The sequence below is a fragment of the Variovorax sp. RKNM96 genome (assembly GCF_017161115.1).
Taxonomy (GTDB): Bacteria; Pseudomonadota; Gammaproteobacteria; order Burkholderiales; family Burkholderiaceae_C; genus Variovorax.
Genome location: NZ_CP046508.1, coordinates 4,171,089 through 4,187,951, shown reverse-complemented (window position 1 = coordinate 4,187,951; position 16,863 = coordinate 4,171,089). Strand labels below are relative to the sequence as shown.

General features: G+C 67.4%; 17 protein-coding genes. 15 read left to right on the top strand and 2 right to left on the bottom strand.

Annotation, left to right across the window (positions count from 1 at the left end; genetic code table 11):
- The first annotated feature begins 97 nt into the window (after positions 1-97).
- Genes GNX71_RS19300 through GNX71_RS19285 form a run of 4 tightly spaced genes read left to right on the top strand, consistent with a single transcriptional unit; the run spans position 98 to position 4,054 of the window.
- The gene (locus tag GNX71_RS19300) at positions 98-1,132 is read left to right on the top strand and encodes an ABC transporter substrate-binding protein (protein WP_206173814.1); all 1,035 of its coding nucleotides are present in this window, start codon (positions 98-100) and stop codon (positions 1,130-1,132) included.
- Between the two features lie 52 nt (positions 1,133-1,184).
- Entirely contained in the window at positions 1,185-2,000 is an 816-nt protein-coding gene (locus GNX71_RS19295) for an ABC transporter ATP-binding protein (RefSeq protein WP_206173813.1), read from the top strand.
- Entirely contained in the window at positions 1,997-2,830 is an 834-nt protein-coding gene (locus tag GNX71_RS19290) for an ABC transporter permease (protein ID WP_206173812.1), read from the top strand. Before GNX71_RS19295 ends, GNX71_RS19290 begins: the two co-directional genes overlap by 4 nt.
- Positions 2,831-2,869: 39 nt before the next feature.
- Complete coding sequence (locus tag GNX71_RS19285) at positions 2,870-4,054, top strand: low temperature requirement protein A (protein WP_206173811.1); 1,185 nt, start codon at positions 2,870-2,872, stop codon at positions 4,052-4,054.
- A gap of 19 nt (positions 4,055-4,073) precedes the next feature.
- Here GNX71_RS19285 and GNX71_RS19280 read toward each other — a convergent pair whose 3' ends face one another.
- Positions 4,074-5,699 (bottom strand): transglycosylase SLT domain-containing protein, encoded by a 1,626-nt coding sequence (locus tag GNX71_RS19280; protein ID WP_206173810.1) that lies wholly within the window; start codon positions 5,697-5,699, stop codon positions 4,074-4,076.
- A complete protein-coding gene (gene gloB / locus GNX71_RS19275; protein ID WP_206173809.1) occupies positions 5,696-6,475 on the bottom strand; it encodes a hydroxyacylglutathione hydrolase in 780 nt (259 codons plus the stop codon). The genes GNX71_RS19280 and gloB overlap by 4 nt, the downstream gene beginning before the upstream one ends.
- Here gloB and GNX71_RS19270 point away from each other — a divergent pair.
- The 11 genes from GNX71_RS19270 (at position 6,474) to GNX71_RS19220 (ending at position 16,861) form a co-directional block, all read left to right on the top strand.
- Entirely contained in the window at positions 6,474-7,247 is a 774-nt protein-coding gene (locus tag GNX71_RS19270) for a class I SAM-dependent methyltransferase (protein ID WP_241026980.1), read from the top strand. The genes gloB and GNX71_RS19270 overlap by 2 nt on opposite strands.
- 44 nt (positions 7,248-7,291) lie before the next feature.
- Positions 7,292-7,741, top strand: coding sequence for a ribonuclease HI (rnhA, locus tag GNX71_RS19265; protein WP_042576760.1), 450 nt, complete (start codon positions 7,292-7,294; stop codon positions 7,739-7,741).
- Between the two features lie 141 nt (positions 7,742-7,882).
- A complete protein-coding gene (locus GNX71_RS19260) occupies positions 7,883-8,818 on the top strand; it encodes a helix-turn-helix domain-containing protein (protein ID WP_206173808.1) in 936 nt (311 codons plus the stop codon).
- Positions 8,819-8,960: 142 nt separating this feature from the next.
- Positions 8,961-9,185: a hypothetical protein gene (locus GNX71_RS19255; protein ID WP_206173807.1), complete on the top strand. Its 225-nt coding sequence runs from the start codon at positions 8,961-8,963 to the stop codon at positions 9,183-9,185.
- Positions 9,182-10,594, top strand: coding sequence for an amidase (locus GNX71_RS19250; RefSeq protein ID WP_206173806.1), 1,413 nt, complete (start codon positions 9,182-9,184; stop codon positions 10,592-10,594). Before GNX71_RS19255 ends, GNX71_RS19250 begins: the two co-directional genes overlap by 4 nt.
- 140 nt (positions 10,595-10,734) lie before the next feature.
- Complete coding sequence (locus GNX71_RS19245) at positions 10,735-12,135, top strand: amidase (protein WP_206173805.1); 1,401 nt, start codon at positions 10,735-10,737, stop codon at positions 12,133-12,135.
- Between the two features lie 60 nt (positions 12,136-12,195).
- Positions 12,196-13,428, top strand: coding sequence for an urea ABC transporter substrate-binding protein (locus tag GNX71_RS19240; protein WP_206173804.1), 1,233 nt, complete (start codon positions 12,196-12,198; stop codon positions 13,426-13,428).
- 34 nt (positions 13,429-13,462) lie between these two features.
- Entirely contained in the window at positions 13,463-14,329 is an 867-nt protein-coding gene (locus GNX71_RS19235; RefSeq protein WP_093432021.1) for a branched-chain amino acid ABC transporter permease, read from the top strand.
- Between the two features lie 21 nt (positions 14,330-14,350).
- Entirely contained in the window at positions 14,351-15,442 is a 1,092-nt protein-coding gene (locus GNX71_RS19230; protein ID WP_206173803.1) for a branched-chain amino acid ABC transporter permease, read from the top strand.
- On the top strand, positions 15,439-16,161 hold the full coding sequence (locus GNX71_RS19225; RefSeq protein WP_206173802.1) for an ABC transporter ATP-binding protein: 723 nt from the start codon (positions 15,439-15,441) through the stop codon (positions 16,159-16,161). The genes GNX71_RS19230 and GNX71_RS19225 overlap by 4 nt, the downstream gene beginning before the upstream one ends.
- Positions 16,151-16,861 (top strand): ABC transporter ATP-binding protein, encoded by a 711-nt coding sequence (locus GNX71_RS19220; protein WP_206173801.1) that lies wholly within the window; start codon positions 16,151-16,153, stop codon positions 16,859-16,861. The genes GNX71_RS19225 and GNX71_RS19220 overlap by 11 nt, the downstream gene beginning before the upstream one ends.
- The last annotated feature ends 2 nt before the right edge of the window (positions 16,862-16,863 follow it).

Below are 16,863 nucleotides of genomic sequence, written 5' to 3'. Positions count from 1 at the left end.
TGGAAACCCGCACGGGATGACCCCGATGCAGGCAACGGGCGCGCACCCCTAAGCTCGATTCACTTCACAAGAATCAAAGAGCCCGCAGGACCGCTTCATGCTTCATCGCAGAACCCTCATTTCCGCCTCCGCCGTCGCTGCCGCAGCGATTGCGCTGCCGCGGGTTTTTGCGCAAGCCAAGCTGGAAAAGACCAAGGTCTCCATCGCGGTCGGCGGCAAGGCCGCTTTTTATTACCTGCCTCTGACCATCTCCGAACAGCTGGGTTACTTCAAGGCCGAAGGGCTCGAAGTCGAGATTTCCGATTTCGCCGGTGGCGCACGCGCGCTGCAGGCGGTGGTGGGCGGCTCGGCCGATGTGTGTTCGGGCGCGTACGAACACACCATCAACCTGCAGGCCAAGAACCAGTTCTTCCAGGCCTTCGTTCTGCAGGGCCGCGCGCCGCAGATCGCGGTGGGCGTATCGACCAAGAACATGGCCGGCTACACCGGCATCCAGGATCTCAAGGGGAAGAAGATCGGCGTCTCGGCACCGGGCTCGTCGACCAACATGGTGGCCAACCTCGTGCTCTCGCGCGGTGGGCTCAAGGCAAGCGATGTGAGCTACATCGGCGTGGGCGTCGCGGCCGGCGCGCTCACCGCACTGCGCTCGGGCCAGATCGACGCCATCAGCAACACCGATCCGGTGATGACGATGCTCGAGCAGAAGGGCGACGTGAAGATCATCAGCGACACGCGCACGCTCAAGGGCACGCAGCAGGTGTTCGGCGGGCCGATGCCCGCGGCCTGCCTCTACGCGCCGATCGATTTCATCCAGAAGAACCCCAACACCTGCCAGGCGCTGGCCAATGCCATCGTGCATGGCCTGAAATGGCTGCAGACGGCAGGGCCGGGCGACATCATCAAGACGGTGCCCGAGACCTACCTGCTCGGCGACCGCGCGCTGTACCTCGCGTCGTTCGACAAGGTGCGCGAATCGATCGCCACCGACGGCCTCGTGCCGTCCGATGGACCCAAGACGGCACTCACGGCCATCGCGAGCTTCGACACCAGCGTGAAGGCCGACAAGATCGACCTCATCAAGACCTACACCAACGATTTTGCTAGGCGCGCGAAGGACAGGTTCAAAGCCTGACTCCGAACGTCCCCGCGACCCGGCCTTGGCCGGGTTTTTTAATCCTGCAGACATGTCCGACCACGCACTCGAACTCCTCTCCATCAGCTGCACGTTCCACTCGAAGGACGACCCAGGCCAGCGCTACACCGCCGTCGCCGACACCACGCTGCGCATCAAGGCGGGCGAGTTTGTCTCGGTGGTCGGCCCCACGGGATGCGGCAAGTCGACGCTGCTGAACGTGGGCGCCGGACTGCTCGAACCTTCATCGGGCACGGTCAAGGTCTTCGGGGAGACGCTCGCGGGCGTCAATGCGCGCGCGGGCTACATGTTCCAGACCGAGGCGCTGATGCCGTGGCGCAGCGCCGTCGCCAACGTGATGGTGGGGCTGCAGTACCGCGGCGTGTCGGACGCCGATGCGCGCGAGCAGGCCGAGGCCTGGCTCTCGCGCGTGGGGCTCTCGGGCTTCGGCGACCGCTATCCGCACCAGCTCTCGGGCGGCATGCGCAAGCGCGTGGCGCTCGCACAGACGCTGGTGCTCGACCCCGACATCATCCTCATGGACGAGCCCTTCAGCGCGCTCGACATCCAGACGCGGCAGCTGATGGAAAACGAGGTGCTCGAGATCTGGAGCGCGAAGAAGAAGGCGGTGCTCTTCATCACGCATGACCTCGACGAGGCCATTGCGATGAGCGACCGCGTGGTGGTGCTCTCGGCCGGCCCCGCGACGCACCCCATCGGCGAGTTCGACATCGACTTGGCCCGCCCACGCGACGTGGCCGAGGTGCGCACGCAGCCGCGCTTCGTCGAGCTGCACACGCAGATCTGGGAGGTGCTGCGCGACGAGGTGCTCAAGGGCTACGCGCAACAACTGAGGAAGGCCGCATGATCCCGCGCCTGAACGAGCGCAACGCGCGCTTCTGGCAGCTGGTGTTGCTGGTGCTTATCCTGGTGGGTTGGCACCTGGCCTCCCGCAATCAGCAGTTCGCCTTCTTCGTCGGCGAGCCGATCCAGGTGGCGGGCCGCATCTGGAGCTGGTTCCTGCCGTTCGAGGTGCCGCCGAACCTGCTGTTTCCCGAGGGGCTGAAGGGCAATGCCGACATCTACCGGCACCTGGGCACCACGCTGCTGGAGACGGTGCTGGCCTTCGGCATCGGCACCGTGCTGGGCCTCGCATGCGGACTCTGGCTGGCGCTCGCACCGACGGCGAGCCTGATCCTCGACCCCTACATCAAGGCCGCCAACTCGATGCCGCGCGTGATCCTGGCACCGATCTTCGCGCTGTGGTTCGGCCTGGGCATCTGGAGCAAGGTGGCGCTGGCGGTCACGCTGGTCTTCTTCATCGTGTTCTTCAATGTCTACCAGGGTGTGCGCGAGGTGAGCCCGGTGGTGCTGGCCAACGCGAAGATGCTGGGCGCCAACCAGCGGCAGCTGCTGCGCACCGTGTACCTGCCGAGTGCCACGAGCTGGGTGTTCTCGAGCCTGCACACCTCGGTGGGGCTGGCCTTCGTCGGCGCGGTGGTGGGCGAGTACCTGGGCTCGGCGCGCGGCGTGGGCTACCTGATACTCCAGGCCGAAGGAACGTTCGACGTCAACACCGTCTTTGCCGGTATCGTCGTGCTCACGGCCTTTGCGCTGCTGCTCGACGGGCTGGTCGGCCTGATCGAGAAGCGCCTCATGAAGTGGCAGCCACGCAGCGGGGAAACCGAAAAACTCTAGCTAGCTATTTGAAATTCGAAATCTGAAAGGGAGAGAGTCATGTTGAGCAAGAAAAACGGACTGCCAACGACTTTGCGATCGCGCAACGAGGCCGCCAGGGTCTCGAACGAAGAACTGTTCTTCGACCTGGTCTATGCGTTCTCAGTCACGCAGCTGTCGCACTATCTGCTGGACCACCTGAGCCTCCTGGGCGCGCTGCAGACATTGGTGATGTGGTTCGCCGTCTGGCTCGGCTGGCAGTACACCGCCTGGGCCACCAACTGGTTCAACCCGGGGTCGCTGCGCATCCGGGGCATGCTGTTCGGGGTGATGCTGCTGGCCATGGTGATGGCGTCGGCGCTGCCCGGCGCGTTTGCCGAGCGGGGGCTGGTGTTCGCCTCGTGCTTCGCGGCCATCCAAGTGGGGCGCACCTTCTGCATGCTGATCGCGGTCGGCAGCAAGAGCCCGCTGGCGCCCAACTTCCGGCGGCTGCTGGCGTGGAACTGCGTGGCGGCGGTGTTCTGGATCGCGGGCGGGCTGTCCGAAGGGCCGTGGCGCCTCGGGTTCTGGTTCGTCGGTGTGCTGTGCGAATACGTCGCGCCGATGGTCGGGCTGGTCTTTCCAGGATTGGGGCGTTCCTCGACCGCGGAGTGGACCATCGACGGCGGCCACCTCGCAGAGCGCTGCCAGCTCTTCGTGATCGTGGCGCTGGGCGAATCCATTCTGGCGAGCGGCATCGCGTTCGGCCATCACGCCGAGTGGCATTTGGTCGACGTGTACGCGCTGCTCGTGGGCTTCGCGGGCAGCCTGGCCATGTGGTGGATGTACTTCGACACCAGCGCCAAGGAAGCCACGCATGCGATCGAGCATGCGAAGGACCCGGGCCGCATGGGCGCCAACTACCACTACACGCACGTGATCCTGGTGGCCGGCATCATCGTGTGCGCGGTCGCGGACGAACTCGTGATCGGCGAGGGCTCACACCATGCCGAACTCAAGTACCTCGGGCCGCTCTTGGGCGGGCCGGCCATCTACCTCTTCGGCAATGCGCTGTTCAAGCGGGTGGTGCGCGGTTTCCTGCCGCAGTCGCACCTCTACGGGCTGATCGCGCTCGCGGCGCTGGCAGTGTTCGCGTCGCACCTGACGGTGCTGGTGGTGGGCACGCTGACCACGGTGGTGATGATTGCCGTGGCCGCACTGGAAGCCGTGGTGCGCCGCCGGGCGTGGGCGGCCGAGGCGCACTGAGCCGCAAGCGCCGCCGGCGTCAGCGCTTCTTCTTCGAGGGCGTGCCGCCGCGCTTCTCGCGCACGACCTGCTGCTTGCCGCCCGCAGGAACCTTGACGACGTTCTTGCCGCGGGCCGTGCTGGCCTGGGCAGGCGCGCCGCCGCGCTTCGAGGAGGCTGCGGCCGCATGGCCACGCGCCACCGCCACGCCGGCACCGACACGGGCCGCGGGCGCCGCGCGAACCGGCAGGTACACGACCACGCTGTAGCCACGCTTGAAGGCGTGGTTGGGCTTGACATCGTTCCACTCGGCCACGTTGGAGGGGGCAAGCTTGTAGCGGCGCGCGATGCTCGCCACGCTGTCGTTGCGCCCGGCCTTGACGGTGGTGCGGCGATTGACGATCTCGGGCTGGAAGCTCAGGTGGCCGCCGTCGGCCACCACGGCCGCGACGTCTTCCTTCACGCGGGCGCCGCGCGGCACGATGAGCGTCGAGCCGGCCTTGATGAGCATGCGCGGCGGCACGTTGTTCATCGCGCGCAGGTCGCTTTCGCTCATGCCCGAGCGCTGGGCGGCGTCGGCCACCGTCATGGTGTTGGGCACGACCCAGGCGGTCCAGCTGGCGTACTGGCCTTGCGAGTAGGCGTCGAAGTTGCGCTGGAACACGGCCGCGTTGTCCCAGGGCAGCAGGATCTGCGGCGTGCCCGCGGCGATCAGCACCGGCTTGTGCGCGGCCGGGTTGAGCGCGCGAAAGTCCTCGATGCGCACGTCGGCCAGCTTGGCGGCCAGTTCCACGTCGAGGTCGCGGGTGAGCGTGACGGTCTGGAAGTACGGGTGGTTGGCGATCAGCGGCAGCTCGGCGTTGAAGGCCTGCGGATTGGCCACGATGTTCTTCACCGCCTGCAGCTTGGGCACGTACAGCCGCGTCTCGGCGGGCATGTTGAGGTCGCTGTAGGTGGTGGGCAGGCCCGCGCGCTGGTTCTTGGCGATGGCGCGGCTCACGCTGCCTTCGCCCCAGTTGTAGGCGGCCAGCGCGAGCTGCCAGTCGCCGAACATGCCGTAGAGCTTCTGCAGGTAGTCGAGCGCGGCGCGGGTGGAGGCCAGCACGTCGCGGCGGTCGTCGCGGAAGATGTTCTGCTTGAGGTCGAAGTCGGTGCCGGTGGCCGGCATGAACTGCCACATGCCCGCGGCGCGCGCGCTGGAGACGGCCTGCGGGTTGAACGCGCTCTCGATGTAGGGCAGCAGCGCGAGTTCGGTCGGCATGTTGCGCCGCTCGAGTTCCTCGACGATGTGGAACATGTACTTGTTCGAGCGCTCGGTCATGCGCTGGATGTAGTCGGGCCGGCTCGCATACCACTGCTCGCGGTCGCGCACCAGGTCGCTCTCGAGGTTGGGCATCTTGAAGCCGCGGCGGATGCGGTCCCACATGTCGGCGGGCGGAGCCAGCGTGACCACGCTCTGCGAATGGGCCTCGCTGCTGGACAGGGGAGAGAGCGCGTCGCGCGGGTAGACGGGAGCCGCGCTGCCGGCGACCTTGGGGCCGGTGCCGCCGGCGGTGGCGCCGGTCTTGGGGGAAGTGCTGGAGGAGGATGAAGGGGTGTCGGTCGGTGCCGCGCAGCCTGCGAGCACCAGTGAACCTGCAAGGCAGGTGGCAGCGATAAATTTCATCGGAAGTCGTTTTTCCATTGGCGCAGTGCGGCGAACACATCGGCTTCGGCCGCATCGGCGGAAAGCTCGGCGTGCTTGCGCACCGCTCGAAGGACAGTGGCTTCGCGGCTGCGAAGAAAGGGGTTGATCAGGCGTTCGGTCGCCAGCTGCGCGGGCAGTGTGGGCTGCCCTTGCGCGCGCAGGCTTTCGCAGCGCGCGTTGTAGTGAGTCAGATCGGCATTGCCCGGTTCCACCGCGCGGGCGAAACGCAGGTTAGCAAGTGTGTATTCGTGGGCGCAGCAGACGCGGGTGTCGCCGGGCAGCGCGGCGAGCGCATCGAGCGAGGCCAGCATCTGCGCGGGCGTGCCTTCGAAGAGGCGCCCGCAGCCGCCCGAGAACAGCGTGTCGCCGCAAAAGAGCAGCGGCGAGCGGCCTTCGGCGGCCGGAAGAAAGTAGGCGATGTGGCCGGCCGTGTGGCCCGGCACGTCGATGACCTCGAAGCTGAGGCCGAGCGCTTCGGCGATGTCGCCTTGCACATGCGGCGTGAAGGGCTCGGGAATTCGTTCGCGGGCGGGGCCGTGCACCGGCGCGCCCGTTGCGGCATGCAGGGCAGCCACGCCGCCGGTGTGATCGGCGTGGTGGTGCGTGACTAGAATCGCGGCCAGCTGCAGCTTGTGGTGCGCGAGCGCATCGAACACCGGTTGGGCGTCGCCCGGATCCACGACGATGGCGCTGGACCCGTCGTGCAGCATCCAGATGTAGTTGTCAGCGAAGGCGGGCAGCGGAACGAGGGTCATGAGCGGTCAAATTATAGGTTTGCAGGATTGGTTCGCGACCCCCCCGGGACGCTACCTCCTCGCGTGGGAGCAGGCCCAGTTCGACCAGGCGGTGGCCGATGTGTTCGGCTACCACGCGCTGCAGCTGGGCGCAGCCGAGGTCGAGGGCCTGCGCACCAACCGCATGCCGCACCGCTGGCTGGCGCTGAGCGACCCGATGCGGCCGGCCAAGGCCACGCTCCTGACCGACTTCACGGCGCTCCCGTTCGCGGCCAACAGCCTCGACCTGGTGGTGATGCCGCATGCGCTGGAACTCAGTCCCGATCCGCACGCCACGCTGCGCGAGGTCGAGCGGGTGCTGGTGCCCGAGGGCCGGGTGGTGATCTGCGGGCTCAACCCGGCCAGCCTCTGGGGCATGCGCCAGCGGCGCGCGCACCTGTACCGCAAGCTCGGCATCGGCGATCTTTACCTGCCCGAAGGCGGGGAGTTCATCGGCTACTGGCGCATGCGCGACTGGCTGAGGCTCTTGAGCTTCGAGGTGGAATCGGGCCGCTTCGGCGTCTACCGGCCCGCGGTGCGCAGCGAGGCCTGGCTGGAACGCTGCCGGTGGATGGACAAGGTGGGCGAGCGCTGGTGGCCGATCTTCGGGGCGGCGTACTTCCTGGTGGCCGTGAAACGGGTGCGCGGTATGCGCCTCCTGAGCGCGGACTGGCGCCGGGCCGCGGCACGCGCTACCGCACCGGTGTCGATCGCGGGCAAGGTGCATCGGCACCAACCGGACCAGACGGATTGATTGAGCAGATTGAATCGAATACAGAGAAACAAGGAAAAGAGAGCTTGAACGAAGTCGTGATCTACACCGATGGTGCATGCAAGGGCAACCCCGGACCCGGGGGGTGGGGCGCGTGGCTCAAGTCGGGCGCCACCGAAAAGGAACTGTTCGGCGGCGAACTCAACACCACCAACAACCGCATGGAGCTGACCGCCGTCATCGAAGGCCTGGCCGCGCTCAAGCGGCCCTGCAAGGTGCTGCTCTACCTCGACAGCCAGTACGTGCGCATGGGCATCACCGAGTGGATCCGCGGCTGGAAGGCCAAGGGCTGGATGACCGCCAGCAAGCAGCCAGTGAAGAACGTAGAGCTCTGGCAGCGGCTGGACAAGCTGGTGGCCGAGGGCGGCCACACGATCGAATGGCGCTGGGTCAAGGGCCACTCGGGCGACCCGGGCAACGAACGGGCCGACATGCTGGCCAACAAGGGCGTGGACAAGGCGCTGGGGCGGATCTGACGTAGGGTCAGCCCCGACGCCGCCGGGGCGGGCGCTTGCTAGAGTGCCCGCAACGCAGCGAAGCCGGCCGACGCAGGGGCACGATTGTTGCTTGGGTTTTGGTATTCCACCCGCCGGTGGCACCGTCCATTCGTTCGCAGCATGAACCTCGACTACTCAACGGACACGGTCGAACGCAGCCAGCGCTTCGACTACTGGAGCGATGTGGTGCGCAAGCACTTCATTCCGGCTGCGAGCCGCGTGCCTGACCGCGAGCACTTCAACGCACACTTTTCCGTCCGCTCGCTCGGCAACCTGACGCTGGCCGAGATGTCCTCGCCGCGCCACTACTGGGAACGCGATGCGCAGCACCTGCGCAGCGGGCCGAACGAAGACTTCATGCTGAGCCTCATGGTGTCCGGGCACGGCGTGCTGTCGCAGTCCGGCCGCGAGGTGGTGCAACGCAACGGCGACATCGTGCTCTACGACGCTGCGCGCCCCTTCACCTTCGATCTCCTGCCCGAGTCGAACCTGCTCGTGCGCATTCCGCGGCTGCAGCTGTTGTGCCGGTTTCCCGAGGCCCAGAACCTCACGGCCATGCACCTGGCCAACGGCCACCCCATCGCCAGGCTGCTGGGCAGCATGATCCGCGAAGCGGCGGTGCTCGAGCTGTCGGGGCAGGAGGGCATGCAGGCCAGCCTTGCGAGCTCGCTGCTGGACATGCTCTCGGCGGTGCTGCAGTTCCAGGTCGGATGCACCGACGCCGTGCAGTCCTCGCACACTGCGCTGTTCCAGAAGACGCGCGACTACATCGCCGCGCACCTGGACGATTGCGAACTCGACGTCGAGCAGATCGCCACCGCGCAGCACGTGTCCGCCCGCACGCTCGCGCGTGTGTTCGCCGAGCACGGCACCACGCCGATCCAGTGGCTCTGGAAGCAGCGGCTGGAGGCGAGCCACAGCGCGCTGCGCGAAGGCCGCGTGCGGCAGGTCACGCAGGCGGCGTTCCAGTACGGCTTCAGCGATCTCTCGCACTTCTGCCGGGTCTTCAAGAAGGCCTATGGCGTGACGCCGCAGACGCTGCTGCGCGGGCACTAGGAGCGTCACCACAGCCCGCATTCCGCCGCGCGCGGGAGGTTGGCGGTTCCAGCCCATCGCGCTGGCTCTTGCAGCCAAGCCGCGCGCGGCGTTGCTCCCTATCGTGAAGTCCACAAAGCTTCCTTCACGAACGGAGACGACGATGAATGCTTCCCCGCCCGCAGATGCGGTCGATGCCGGCGCGCTCGCCCGCTGCGCGGCCCTGGACCTGAGCCCCGAGCGCCGCGCCGCGGTCCAGGTGGTGCTGTCCGCCTGGATTCCCGCAGCCAACGAACTGAGCCGCAAGATGAGCGATGCGGCCTACCGCGAGCTGATGCCGGTCACCGCCTTCGCGCATGCGCACGACCTGCCCGAGGACGCCGCATGAGCGAGCTGCTCGAACTCGGCCTCGCCGAAGCCGCGCGCCTGGTGCGCGAGCGCAAGGTCTCGCCCGTGGAGCTGGTGGAGGCATCGCTCGCACGCATCCGCGCGCACGACGGCGTGCTCCGATCCTTCATCACGGTGTTCGAGGAGCAGGCGATGCAGGTCGCGCGCGCCGCCGAACTGCTCTCGGGCGCGGGCCACGAGCTCGGTCCGCTGCAGGGCATTCCGATCGCGCTGAAGGACAACGTCGCGGTGCGCGGCAGCCGCACCACGGCGGGCAGCAAGATCTTGGCCGACTGGCTGCCCGAGGCCGACGCCACAGTCACCACGCGGCTGCGCCAGGCCGGCGCGATCTTCATCGGCAAGACCAACATGCACGAGTTCGCCTGGGGCGGCACCTCGGCCAATCCGCACTACGGCGCGGTGCGCAACCCCTGGGACCCGGCGCGCTTTCCGGCCGGCTCCAGCGGCGGCTCGGCGGTGGCGGTGGCCGCGCGTTTCTGCTTCGGCGCGATCGGCACCGACACGGGCGGCTCGATCCGCCTGCCTTCGGCCATCAACGGCATCGTGGGCCTGCGCCCGACCTACGGGCGGGTCAGCAACCACGGCGTGATTCCGCTCGCATGGAGCATGGACACGGTGGGCCCGATGACGCGCACCGTCGAAGACTGCGCGCTGATGTTCGGCGCCATCGCGGGCTTCGATCCGAAGGACGCGGGCAGCGCGCAACGCGCCTGCGACGACTACCTGAAGGACCTGGGCGGCGGCTGCCGCGGCCTGCGCATCGGCATCGTGCCCGGCTACTTCTTCGAGCACCTGCAGGCGCCGGTACACGACGCGGTGAAGGAGGCCTTGGCCACCTTTGTCGACCTGGGCGCCGAGCTGGTCGACATCGACATCGGCAACATCCACGGCAACATCTCCGCGCAGCTCACCATCGAATCGGCCGAGCCCAGCACCTACCACCAGCGCAACCTGCGCGAGCGCCCCCAGGACTACGGCGACGACGTGCGCACCCTGCTGGAGGCCGGCGAATTGCTGCTGGCCACCCAGTACCTGCAGGCCCAGCGCTACCGTGCGCTGCTGCGCGCCGAGTTCCTCGAGGCCTTCAGGAAGGTGGACGTGTTCGTCTGCCCGTCGCTGCCCTTCGTCGCCACCCGCATCGGCGAGACGCGCGTGGAGATCGAACCCGGGCAGGACGAAGACATGCTCTCCGCAATCATGCAGTTCACCGGCGTCGCGAGCCTCACGGGGCTGCCTTCGCTGAACGTGCCCTGCGGTTTCGATCCGGACGGCCTGCCCATCGGCATGCAGATCATCGGCCGGCCCTTCGCCGAGGCCGCGTTGCTGCGCGCGGGCCAGGCCTTCCAGGAGGCCACGGCCTTCCACAAGCGCGCGCCCGTGCTCGGCTGAAAAACTTCGCTGGCCGGTCCAGCACATCGCAATGGCGCTGCGAGCCAAGCGTGCGCGGCGGCCCTTCGATACCTTCGATGGACAGCTTCAGACAAGCCTGTTCCTCGCACCAGTCCACAACGAAACGGAGTCTCCCAGTCATGCCGAACAACGATCTGCACTACCTCGAACTTCTGGAAGTCGGCCGCCGCATCCAGGCCAAGGAACTGTCGCCCGTAGAGGTGACGAAGGCGCAACTCGAGCGCATCGGCGCGCTCGACGGAAAGCTCAAGAGCTATGTGCGCGTGCTCGGGGATTCCGCGCTCGCCGAGGCGGCGCGCGCCGAAGCAGAAATCGCCAAGGGAGAGATCCGCGGCCCGCTGCACGGCGTGCCGATCGCCATCAAGGACCTGTGCTGGACCGAAGGCGTACCGACCGCCGCCGGCATGACGCTCTACAAGGACTTCGTGCCCACCACCGACGGCACCGTGGTGCGCAAGCTGCGCGAGGCGGGCGCCGTCATCCTCGGCAAGCTGCAGCTCACCGAAAGCGCCTATGCGGACCATCACCCCTCGGTCTCGCCCCCGGTCAACCCATGGAATGCGGCGCACTGGCCGGGCGTGTCGTCCAGCGGCTCGGGCGTGGCAACCGCGGCGGGCCTGTGCTACGGCTCGCTGGGCACCGACACCGGCGGCTCGATCCGCTTTCCCTCGGCCGCCAACGGCCTCACGGGCCTCAAGCCGACCTGGGGCCGCGTGAGCCGCTACGGTGCCTTCGAGCTGGCCGCGACGCTGGACCACATCGGCCCGATGACCCGCAGCGCGGCCGATGCGGGCGCGATGCTCGGCGCGATTGCCGGCGCCGACGTGAACGACCCGACCGCCAGCCTCGCGCCAGTGCCAGATTACCTCGCCGATATCGGCAAGGGCATCGCGGGCCTTCGCATCGGCATCGACACGCGCTGGACCACCGAGGGCGTCGACGCACCCACGCGCGAGGTGCTGGACGCCGCCATCGCCGCGGTGCGCACGCTCGGCGGCGACCTGCGCGAGGTGCGCTTTCCCGATCCCGCGCAGGCCATCGAGGACTGGTTCCCGCTGTGCGGCATCGAGGCCGCCGTGGTGCACGAGAAGACCTATCCGTCGCGCAAGGACATGTACGGCCCGGCGGTCGCAGGCCTCATCGACCTGGGCCTCGCACAGCGCGGCGTGGACTACCAGAAGATCGTGCTGCGCCGCCACGACTTCAGCGGCAAGGTGAGGGCGATGTTCGAGGACATCGACCTGCTCCTGATCCCCGCCACCGGCATCGCCTCGCCGACCATGGAGCGCATGGCGCAGATGGGCGTCGATGCCGACCTCATGGCCGCGATGCTGCGCTACACCTGCCCGTTCGACATGACCGGCAGCCCGACCATCACGCTGCCCGGCGGCTTCACCGCGGGCGGCATGCCCGTGGCGTTCCAGTTCGTCGCGCGGCATTTCGACGAGGCGCTGCTGGTGCGCGCCGGCGCGGCCTTCCAGCAGGTCACCGACTGGCACCGCCGGCACCCGGCGCTCTGAGCCGCCGTGGCTTCCCGCTTTCCTTTCTTTTCTTTTTCCTTCTCCTGAAAGCACATCACCATGAAACTAAGTCACGCGCTTTTCTCCCTGGGCTGCACGATGGTGCTGGCCACCGCCGCGACCGCGGCCCTGGCGGCCGAGCCGTTGAAGGTCGGCCTGATGGAAGACGTCTCGGGCGACCTCGCCGTGCTGGGCAAGCCCAAGCTGAACGGCTCGCAACTGGCGGTGGAAGAGATCAACAAGGCCGGCGGCATCCTGGGCCGGCAGATCGAGCTCATCCACCTGGACCCGCAGGGCGACAACGCGCGCTACCAGGAGTTCACGCGGCGTCTCCTGAGCAAGGACAAGGTGGACGTGCTGATCGGCGGCATCACCTCGGCCTCGCGTGAAGCCATTCGCCCGATCGTCGACCGCACGCAGACGCCGTACTTCTATACCAACCAGTACGAAGGCGGCGTGTGCGATGCGAACATGATCAGCATGGGCGCGGTGCCCGAGCAGCAGTTCTCCACGCTCATTCCGTACATGGTCGAGAAGTTCGGCAAGAAGGTCTACGTGGTCGCCGCCGACTACAACTTCGGCCAGATCTCCGCCGAGTGGAACCGCACGATCCTCAAGGACGTGGGCGGCACGGTGGTCGGGGAAGAATTCATTCCGCTGGGCGTCTCGCAGTTCGCGCAGACCATCCAGAACATCCAGAAGGCCAAGCCCGACTGGCTGCTGATGCTCAACGTGGGCGCCGCGCAGGACTCGTTCTTCGAGCAGGCCGCGGCCGCCAAGCTGAACCTGCCGATGGGCTCCTCGGTGAAGGTCATGCTGGGCTTCGAGCACAAGCGCTTCGCGCCGCCCGCGCTCAACCGCATGCACGCCACGGCCAACTGGTTCGAGGAGATCGACACCCCCGCGGCCAACGAGTTCAAGAAGCGCTGGCACGCCAAGTTCCCGAACGAGCCCTATATCAATGACATGGGCTACAACGCCTACAACGCGCTCTACATGTACAAGACGATGGTCGAGAAGGCCAAGTCGACCAAGCTGGCGGACATTCGCAAGGTGATCGCCGCGGGCGAGGCCTGCATCGAGGCGGCCGAAGGCAAGGTGTGCATCGACCCCAAGAGCCAGCATGCCTCGCACGAGATGCGCCTCATCGCAGTGGACGAGAAGCACAACGTGAAGGTCCTCAAGGACTACGGAACGATCCAGCCGTACTGGCTGGGCCAGATCGGCTGCGACCTGACCAAGAAGAACGACCGCAAGCAGTACACGCCGTCGGACCTGCCCAAGAAGCTCTGACGCCTCCGATCGACCGGTCCAGCAGGGAGCAGCGGTGTTCGCCGAAATCTTCTCGTTCTTCTACCAGTTCGCCGACGTGTTCGCGTTCCTCATTCTTTCGGCGGCCGGCCTGGCCATCGTGTTCGGGATGATGGGCGTGATCAACATGGCGCATGGCGAATTCATCATGTGCGGCGCCTACGTCACCGTCGGCCTGGTGCACGCGGGCTTTCCGCTGCCGCTCGCGCAGCTGTGCGGCACGCTCGCCGCGGGGCTGATCGGCGTGGCCGTGGAGTGGAGCCTGGTGCGCAAGCTCTACAAGCGGCCGCTCGATTCGCTGCTCGCCACCTGGGGTCTGAGCCTCATCGTGACGCAGGGCATGCTGCTGGTCTTCGGCTCCACGCTCACCGGCGTGGGCACGCCCGAGGGCAGTTTCGTGGTGGGCGACTACACCTTCTCGGTCTACCGCATGGTGCTGTTCGCGGCAGCCGTGGCGGTGCTGGGCGGCATCTATTTCATCTTCATGCGAACGCGCTTCGGAGTGCATGCGCGGGCCACGATGCAGAACGCATCGATCGCGCAGGCCACCGGCGTGCGCGTGGGGCGCGTGTATGCACTGAGCTTCGGCATCGGCGCGGCGCTGGCGGGCCTGTGCGGGGCGCTCTATGCGCCCACCATGACGCTGATACCCACGATGGGCGCGGCCTTCCTGGTCGAGGCTTTCGTGACGGTGGTGGTGGGCGGTGCCAATGTGCTGCTGGGCACCGCGCCGGCCGGCATCCTGCTCGCGGTCATCCGCACCGGCCTCAATGGCTGGGGCGGGCAGATCGTGGGGCAGATCGGCATGCTGCTGGCCGTCATCGTGGTGATCCGCATCCTGCCCGAAGGGGTGTCCGGATGGCTGGCCCGCAAGACGCGCTGAACCCTGCACGGAGTCACACGAATGTTCCAACTCATCAACGGGCCGCAGACGCTGGGTGCCACGCGCGTCTTCTGGCTTCCCTTCATCGCGGTGCTTGCGGCCGTGCTGCTGTACCCGGCCTTCGCCGACGGCTACGACGTGGGCAACATGGCCTACCTGCTCACCTGGGTGTTCATGGCCATGGGCCTGTGCCTGGTGTGGGGCTACGGCGGCATGCTGTCGTTCGGGCAGACCTTCTTCTTCGGCATCGCGGGCTACGGCTACGGTGTGGCGGCGGTCAACTTCGGCGGCGATGCGGGCACTACGTTCCTCGCATTGGCGATCGCGCTGTGCCTGGCGGCGGCGGCCGCTGCGGTGCTGGGCTACTTCATGATCTGGGGGCGCGTGGGCGGCGTGTTCTTCGGCATCGTCACGCTGTCGGCCACGCTGGTGCTGGCCTTCTTTCTCGGCCAGACGGCCGGGCCCGAATGGCACATCGGCAGCGCGCGGCTGAACGGCTTCAACGGCATGAAGGACATGGCGCCGCTGAACATCCCGTGGTTCGGCGACGACCCGCTCGTGTTCGATGGCATCGCGCTGTACTACCTGGTGGTGGGCCTGATCCTCGCGGTGTACCTGGGCCTTCGCATGATGCTGAACTCGCGCTTCGGCAACGTGATCGTCGCGGTGCGCGAAGACCCGCAGCGCGCCGAGCTGCTGGGCTACGACGTGCGCAAATACCAGCTGGCCACCTTCGTGATCGGCTCGACGCTGGCGGGCCTGAGCGGCGTGCTCTACACCTCGTGGGGCCAGTTCATCACGCCGGCGAGCGTGGGGCTGCCGGCCGCGGCGATGCCGATCGTGTGGGTCGCGTTCTCGGGCCGGGGTGACATCACCGCCACGCTGGTGGGTTCGTTCCTGGTGCTCTGGGCCTTCCAGACGATCACGGTCTACAGCCAGCAGGCGGCGCTGCTGCTGATGGGCGCGATGCTGCTGTGCACAGTGATGGTGGCGCCGCAGGGCTTCGTGATCGGCGTGGTGCAGGCGGTGCGGCGGCTGTTCGGGCGCCGCCGTCCGTCCAAGGAGCAAGCGGCGCCCACGGCGTCCACGGTGCAAGAGGAGGCGCGCGCATGAACGCCTTGCTCGAGACACGGGCGCTGTCCAAGCGCTTCGGCGGCCATGCGGCGGTGTCGGAGGTCGACCTGTCGGTGCGCCAGGGCGAGATCCATTGCCTCATCGGGCCCAACGGCGCGGGCAAGAGCACGCTGTTCAAGCTCATCGTCGGCACGCACGAGGCCTCGGAAGGAAGCATCGCGTTCCAGGGGCGCGACGTGACGCGCGAGCGCCCGTTCCAGCGCGTGCAGCAGGGCATGAGCATCAAGATGCAGGCGCCCAGCGTGTTCAAGGAGTTGCCGGTGCGGCAGAACATCCACATCGCGCTGCAGCACCACACGCGCCTGGCGGACCTCAAGCGCGAGGAGGACCGGCTGCTCGAACTGCTCGACCTCGCGCAGGATGCCAGCAAGCCCGCGGGCGAGTTGGCCCACGGCCAGCAGCAGTGGCTGGAGATCGGCATGGCGCTCGCGCTCAAGCCGGTGCTGCTGCTGATGGACGAACCCACCGCGGGCCTCTCGCCCGAGGAAACCTTCAAGACCGGCGAGCTGATCCAGAAGCTCAACGCCGAGGGCATGACGGTGCTGGTGGTAGAGCACGACATGGCCTTCATCCGCCAGATCGCGCAGCGCGTGACGGTGCTGCACTTCGGCAAGGTGTTCGCCGAAGGCTCGATCGGCGAAATCATCGCGGACCCGCGCGTGGCCGAGATCTACCTGGGGAAGACGCATGACCACTGAGACGATCCTCGAATTGCAAGGGCTGCAGGCCAGCTACGGCGCGACGCCCATCCTGCAAGGCGTGGACATGAAGGTGCGCAAGGGCGAGATCGTGAGCCTCATCGGCCGAAACGGCGTCGGGAAGACGACCACCATGCGCTGCCTGATGGGCCTCCTGCGCACGCGCGGCGGCAGCGTGCGGCTGCAGGGGCAGGACATCGCGACGCTGTCGAGCGATGCGCGCGCGCGCCTGGGCATCGGCTACGTGCCGCAAGGGCGCGAGGTGTTCGCGCGCATGACGGTGGCGGAGAACCTGATGGTGGGCGAGCTGGTCGGCGGCCCGCGCGGCAAGAAGCAGCCCGACCTGGTCTACCAATATTTCCCGCGGCTGGCGGAGCGCCGCAACCAGCAGGCCGGCACCATGTCGGGCGGCGAGCAGCAGCAGCTGGCCATCGGCCGCGCGCTGGTGGGGAACCCCGCGCTGATGCTGCTGGACGAGCCCTCCGAGGGCATCCAGCCCTCGATCGTGCAGCTCATCTGCGACGTGCTGCGCGCGATACGGCGCGACCTGGGCACCACCATTCTTTTCGTGGAGCAGAACCTGGACACCATCCTGGACGTGGGCGAGCGTGCCTACGTCATGGAGAAGGGCCGCATCGTCGGGTGCATCGAGCCCGGCCAGATGAACGCGCAGGCGGTGCGCGCGCACCTGATGCTCTGAAC